The organism is Dietzia sp. DQ11-71 (genome assembly GCF_014144995.1).
Lineage (GTDB): Bacteria > Actinomycetota > Actinomycetes > Mycobacteriales > Mycobacteriaceae > Dietzia > Dietzia kunjamensis.
Genome location: NZ_JAALDT010000282.1, coordinates 1 through 5729 on the forward strand (window position 1 = coordinate 1; position 5729 = coordinate 5729).

6 protein-coding genes are annotated in these 5729 nt (G+C 68.9%); 2 read left to right on the forward strand and 4 right to left on the reverse strand.

Annotated features, from left to right (window positions below; all coding sequences use genetic code 11):
• Window positions 1-299 precede the first annotated feature (299 nt).
• From G6023_RS10480 to G6023_RS10490, 3 genes are all read right to left on the reverse strand, one after another.
• Window positions 300-863: a DUF1648 domain-containing protein gene (locus G6023_RS10480; RefSeq protein ID WP_067719360.1), complete on the reverse strand. Its 564-nt coding sequence runs from the start codon at window positions 861-863 to the stop codon at window positions 300-302.
• 65 nt (window positions 864-928) lie between these two features.
• The gene (gene purT, locus G6023_RS10485; RefSeq protein ID WP_182635398.1) at window positions 929-2197 is read right to left on the reverse strand and encodes a formate-dependent phosphoribosylglycinamide formyltransferase; all 1269 of its coding nucleotides are present in this window, start codon (window positions 2195-2197) and stop codon (window positions 929-931) included.
• 117 nt (window positions 2198-2314) lie between these two features.
• Window positions 2315-2977 carry a hypothetical protein gene (locus tag G6023_RS10490; RefSeq protein ID WP_182635401.1) on the reverse strand — a complete coding sequence of 221 codons (663 nt, stop codon included), beginning with the start codon at window positions 2975-2977 and terminating at the stop codon, window positions 2315-2317.
• A gap of 446 nt (window positions 2978-3423) precedes the next feature.
• Between G6023_RS10490 and G6023_RS10495 the strand changes: the two genes are divergently transcribed.
• Together G6023_RS10495 and G6023_RS10500 are read left to right on the forward strand one after the other, a co-directional pair.
• Window positions 3424-4521 (forward strand): CaiB/BaiF CoA transferase family protein, encoded by a 1098-nt coding sequence (locus G6023_RS10495; protein WP_067719367.1) that lies wholly within the window; start codon window positions 3424-3426, stop codon window positions 4519-4521.
• A gap of 2 nt (window positions 4522-4523) precedes the next feature.
• Complete coding sequence (locus G6023_RS10500) at window positions 4524-4955, forward strand: GntR family transcriptional regulator (protein WP_082924080.1); 432 nt, start codon at window positions 4524-4526, stop codon at window positions 4953-4955.
• An 85-nt stretch (window positions 4956-5040) separates the two neighbouring features.
• Here G6023_RS10500 and G6023_RS10505 read toward each other — a convergent pair whose 3' ends face one another.
• Window positions 5041-5553, reverse strand: a complete 513-nt coding sequence (locus G6023_RS10505; protein ID WP_182635403.1) for a hypothetical protein — start codon at window positions 5551-5553, stop codon at window positions 5041-5043.
• Between the last annotated feature and the right edge of the window lie 176 nt (window positions 5554-5729).

Below are 5729 nucleotides of genomic sequence, written 5' to 3' on the forward strand. Positions count from 1 at the left end.
GCCTCCCGCCGCCATGCCGGCAGCCGCCGCCGAGGCCTCCGCCAGCGCCGAGACCAGGCCCGCAGCACTGTCGACCGTGACCGCGCCCGCCTCGCGGACACGGGCCGCTTCGGCAGTCACCGCCACCTGTTCGAACGCCAGCAGCATCTCACCGAAAGCCCCCTGCCCCGCCATGACCCACGCTCCCCTCCGGCCCGGATGTGGCGGGCCGCTCGGGAATCACGCTAGGGGCGGCACGCGTCGGGACGGAGTTCACGACGAGGGCCTGTGGATGGGGTCGACGACCATTCACAGGAAGGTCAGTCGAGGTCGGACTGTTCCTCGTAGCGACTGCCGTACATCCTCGCGAGGACGACTCCGGTGCCGACGAACGCCACGATCAGCGGGCCGGCCAGCCACAGACCCGGCAACCGGCCGTCGTCGGTCTGCGCGGCCCCGGTGATCCCCGCCTGGACGCCGATGAGGGTCACCAGCATCACGGCCGTGATCAGCCACAGGTCCTCACGCATGAGCCGCTCGAACCGGCGCAGCCGTGGGCCCGTCGCGGTCCACCACTGCTTGTTGGGGACGTTGATCGACGACGGCCACCGCAGGACCATCAACGACATCAGCGGGAGTGGCAGCGCGAACAGCAGCGGCCCGAGCACAGAGAACGCGAGCGCGCCGCTCTTGCTCGACCAGCCGTCCGGTTCACCGCCCGAGCCGAAGTGCGTGGGCACCCGCTCCGGCAGGACTGTCGCCTGCCAGGCCAGCACGCCCAGCCAGACGGCCACCAGTCCGGTGATCAGCACCGTGATCCACCGCGCGGTGGGCTCGCGGGGCAGTTCGCGCGCGTCGTCCGCCGGGGACCTCGTCGTCGTCATCTGTCGGACCCCCGCGATCTGTCGGACCCCCGCGCCATACTCGCGGCCATGACGACCTTCCGCACCTACCTCACCACCGTCACAAGCGAGGCGGCCTCACGCGCGCGCTCGCGGGCGATCTCGACATCCTCGGCGGTCGCGACGGCCACGCCCATCCGGCGGAACTCACTGGCGGACGGCTTGCCGAACAGGCGGACATCGGCCTCCGGCACGGCGAGCGCGCGGGCGACACCGGCGAAGCCGACGCCCTCGACGGTCCCGTCGCCCTCGGTGCCGTCCGCCGCGATCCCCGTGCCGCCGTAGATCACCGCGGACGCGCCCGGACTGGCCATGGTGGTGACCACCGGCAGACCGAGGACGGCGCGCGCGTGCATCTCGAACTCACTGAGCACCTGGCTGCGCAACGTCACGAGGCCGGTGTCGTGGGGACGGGGGCTGACCTCGGAGAAGTACACGTCGACGCCCTTGACGAACAGCTCCACGCCGAACACTCCGACCCCGCCGAGCGCGCCCGTCACCCGCGCCGCCACCGACCGCGCCGAGTCGTAGGCGTCGCGGGTCATGGCCTGCGGCTGCCACGACTCGACGTAGTCGCCGCGCTCCTGGCGGTGGCCGATCGGCTCGCAGAAGTCGGTGCGGATCTGCCCCGTCTCCGGGTCGACGCTGCGGACGGTGAGCAGGGTGATCTCGTACTCGAAGTCGACGAACGACTCCACGATCACGCGCGCCCCAGCGACGCGGGCACCGGACTGCGCGTAGTCCCACGCCGTTTCCACGTCCTCGGGACCGTGGAGGGACGACTGTCCCTTGCCCGACGACGACATGGTGGGCTTGACCAGGCACGGGAACCCGATCCGGGAGCACGCCTCCCGCAGCTCCTCCAGCGAGGAGGCGAACGCGAAGCGGCTCGTGGGCAGGCCCAGCTCCTCGGCGGCGAGGCGGCGGATGCCCTCGCGGTCCATCGTCAGCTGCACGGCGCGGGCGGTGGGCGCGACGCGGGCGAGGCCGTCCTGTTCGATCTGCGCGAGCGCGGCGGTGGCGATGGCCTCGATCTCCGGCAGGATCACCTCGGGCCTCTCCAGCTCGACGACCCGGCACACCTCGTCGGCGTCGGTCATGTCGATGGTGTGACTGCGGTGCGCGACCTGGTGGGCGGGAGCGCCAGCGTACCGGTCCACCGCGATGACCTCGACGCCCAGACGCTGCAGCGCGATCGTCACCTCCTTGCCCAGCTCGCCCGAGCCGAGCAACATCACGCGGGTCGCGGTCGGCGCACCCGGCGTGCCGAAGCGGTCCACGACGGGCGGGGCGAGGGGATCGTGAGCGGCGGTCATATCGTCCACGCTAGTAGACCTGCGACGACGGGCCGAACGCGACCGAACAGACGCCCGGGCCCGGCACCATGTGGTGCCGTGCCGTGCCCGGTCCGGTTCTGACGGGTTATGACTGGGTCAGCCGGCGTTCAGGGCCTCCAGTTCGACCTCACCCTCGCCGTCGGCCTCGGCGGCGGAACCGGCGCTGCCGCCCTCGCTGATACCGGTGAACGAGCTGCCACCTTCGGCCTCCTCTTCGCCATCGGTGTCGGTAGCGTCACCGCCGCCGAGCGACCCAAGAAGGCTCGCTCCCGTCGCGACGCTGCCACCGCTGATGCTGCCGGCGGAGACGGGCTCCACGGAGCCCCCGGGGATCCGGCCGTTGATCTGGTCCGCGACGACCTGCGGGTCGATGCCGAAATTGGTGCTGAGGGCTGCGATACGTGCGTCGTTACCCTCGACAGAGTCGGGGATACAGAGTATTGCAGCAGCAGCAGGCTCTTCCGGTGCTGTCGCCACCCAGGTCGCGGTAGCCCCCTCGGCGACCGGCAGTCCGGCCCCCGCTGCGATCAGGAAGAGCGCTGCCTGCGCGACGCCATCGGTGGCGGTGGCGTCGTATGAGGTCGGTTCGCCTTCTACTGCGTTGAGCATCGAAACACCGTCCATTGCCTGGATCTCGAGGATCTGGGGCAGCAGATCTATGACCGGGCCGTCGCCAGTTGGATCGAGTCCGACCTCATCAACCGAGGCGTACGGCATGGTGAAACCGACGCAGGTTTCGTCTTCCCCGGACTCGTTCACGTAAACAACCGTCGGGCCACCCTCCTCATTCGGGGTCACCGACACGGGGCCGTTTAGAGCGGTCGCGGCCAGTTCGAGGACACGGCGGCGATTTCGGACGAACCCTGAGCTCCGGCGAGAGTGGCTCCGGCTGCGAGGGCGATGGCCGAGGCGCCGGCCAAGAATCGGCTACGAGCGAACATGAATGCTCCTTGTAGTGAGTGAAAGCCACCACATCGAGGACCACGGTGACACTTGCGGACGCTCCGGTGAACGCCTTCGCAGGGAGTGTCATAGATCACACCAACAACGGTCGTAAGCGGCGCAAACTTTAAGGTTCCACAACTAGATTTTAACTTTCTTATTACCACTGGCCACAGGCGCAACGGCAGTACCGGTCACCTGAGTCAAATCCATTCGGCTGTAGGCGATAATGTGTGTTCAAAGCCACATGAAAGGGCACACCTGTGAGCAGTTCCTCTTCCGGCCCCCTGGCCGGCCTCCGCGTCGTCGAACTCAATGGCATCGGCCCCGGCCCCCACGCCTGCATGATGCTCGCCGATCTCGGCGCCGAAGTCGTGACCGTCATGCGTCCCGGGGAGCTCGACACCCAGGTCGGCGGCTGGGCGCACATCACCCGCCGCGGCCGCACCGTGGTGGAGGCCAACCTCAAGAGCGACGAGGGCTTGTCGCAGGTGCGCGGACTCATCGCCAAGGCGGACGTGCTGGTCGAGGGCTACCGCCCCGGGGTCACCGAGCGCATGGGCCTGGGACCGGAGGAGTGCTTGGAGCTCAACCCGCGCCTGGTCTACGCCCGCATGACCGGCTGGGGCCAGCACGGCCCGCTCGCCCACACCGCCGGGCACGACCTCAACTACATTTCCCTGACCGGCCACCTCAACGCCACCGCCCGGAAGGACGAGCGCCCGGTGCCGCCGCTTAACCTCGTCGGTGACTTCGGCGGCGGTTCGATGTTCCTCATCCAGGGCATCCTCGCCGCGATCATCGAGCGCGCCACGTCCGGCAGGGGCCAGGTCATCGACGCCGCCATGACCGACGGCGCCTCGGTGTTGGGCCAGTTCCAGTGGGCGATGCGCGCCCGCGGCCAGTGGTCCGACGTCGCCGGGACCAACATGCTCGACACCGGATACCCGTTCTACGACGTCTACACCTGCTCGGACGGCAAGTACATGGCCGTCGGATGCCTCGAGCCGCAGTTCTACTCCGAGTTCGCCCGATTGCTGGGCATCGACGGCGAGGGGATGCCCGGGCAGTTCGACATGGACCGCTGGGACGAACTGCGCGAGATCATCGCCGCGAAGTTCGCCGAGAAGACCCGTGACGAGTGGGCCGAGCTGTTCTACGGCACCGACGCCTGCACCACGCCGGTGCTGACCTACACCGAGGCGCTCGACCACCCGCACAACGTCGCGAGGGAGACCTTCGTCGAGGTCGCCGGCGATGCCGGGCCCGCGCCCGCGCCTCGGTTCTCGCGCACCCCGGCCCCCGCGGTCCCGACCGCCCCGCCGACCGGGCCAACCGCGATCGACCAGGTGTGGGCCTGAGCATGAACGACCCGCGGGCCGAATCCGGCTCGGCGGACTCCGCCCTCCCGACCGGCGGCTCTCGCGTGGCCGGGGTCGTCCTGATCGTCGATCCCGCGTCGCCCAACCCGCCGTTCCGTCAACTCAAGGGCCAGATCGTCGAGGCGGTCTCACGCGGGAAACTCACTGCGGGAACCCGCCTGCCCGCGGTTCGGACGCTCGCCGCCGAGGCTGGCATCTCGACCGCGACCGCCGCCAAGGTCTACCGCGAACTCGAGGAGTCCGGCGTACTCGAGGGCCGCGGCCGCTCGGGCACGTTCGTGGCGGCCGGCGACGTGGCCGGCGCGGCGTTGACCCGAGCTGCGGAAGAGTTCGCCTCGTCAGCCGCAGGCGCGGGCTTCGGGGTCGACGACGCCGTGGACGCACTACGAAACGCGTTTAAGAACCTGGGTTGAGGGTCGTTCGGCCCCGCAACGAACACATGCAGAACGCCCCGCCACCGTTTAGGTGGCGGGGCGTTGCGCTCAGGTGCTCCGGTGATCAGCTACCGAGCGAGCCCATGTCGAGCGAGCCGAAGAGACCGCCGGGCTCGTAGGCGAAGGCGACCTCGTCACCACAGTCTGCGGTGCCCGCGCGGAAGTCCTCTGCGGGGCCGTAGCTGCCGATACCGGACCACGTCACGGTTTCACCAGCGGGCACAGTAGCGAAAGCCAAGGCGTTCTGCCCCAACACGTTAGCGGCCTCCCGCTCTGTCGCGACTGCAGCGTTCGCTTCGTCGAAGGAGGTCTCATCATCGATCCCGTTCTCGATGGCGGAGATCACCTCGGCATTCGAAACACCGATGGTGCAGGTCAGCGCACCGTCCGTGTTGTTAGTGATCTCACCGCCGACGGCCTCGGTGTCGCCCGCGACTGTCAGCGTGACAGCGTCGGGCACCGACGACCCCAGCGAACCGAGCGACTGGGCCTGGGCGACCCCGGCACCGCCCAGAACTGCAGCGGCACCGAGAGCCGCGGTGGAGATGGAAGTACCAAGCTTGGTGGAAAGAGGCATGGATCAGTCCCCCTTGCGCTCGAAACTGCGACCGTATTTCAGCAACAGTTGACGATGCTAACCAAGTAAACACTCGATGCGAACCAGGCTCTTCCCAGATGAGGGTGTAGGCCGGTCGGGCGCGTCGGTCCGCAGATTGACGTCGAGGTCTCCCGACGATGGAGGTTCCTACGCCA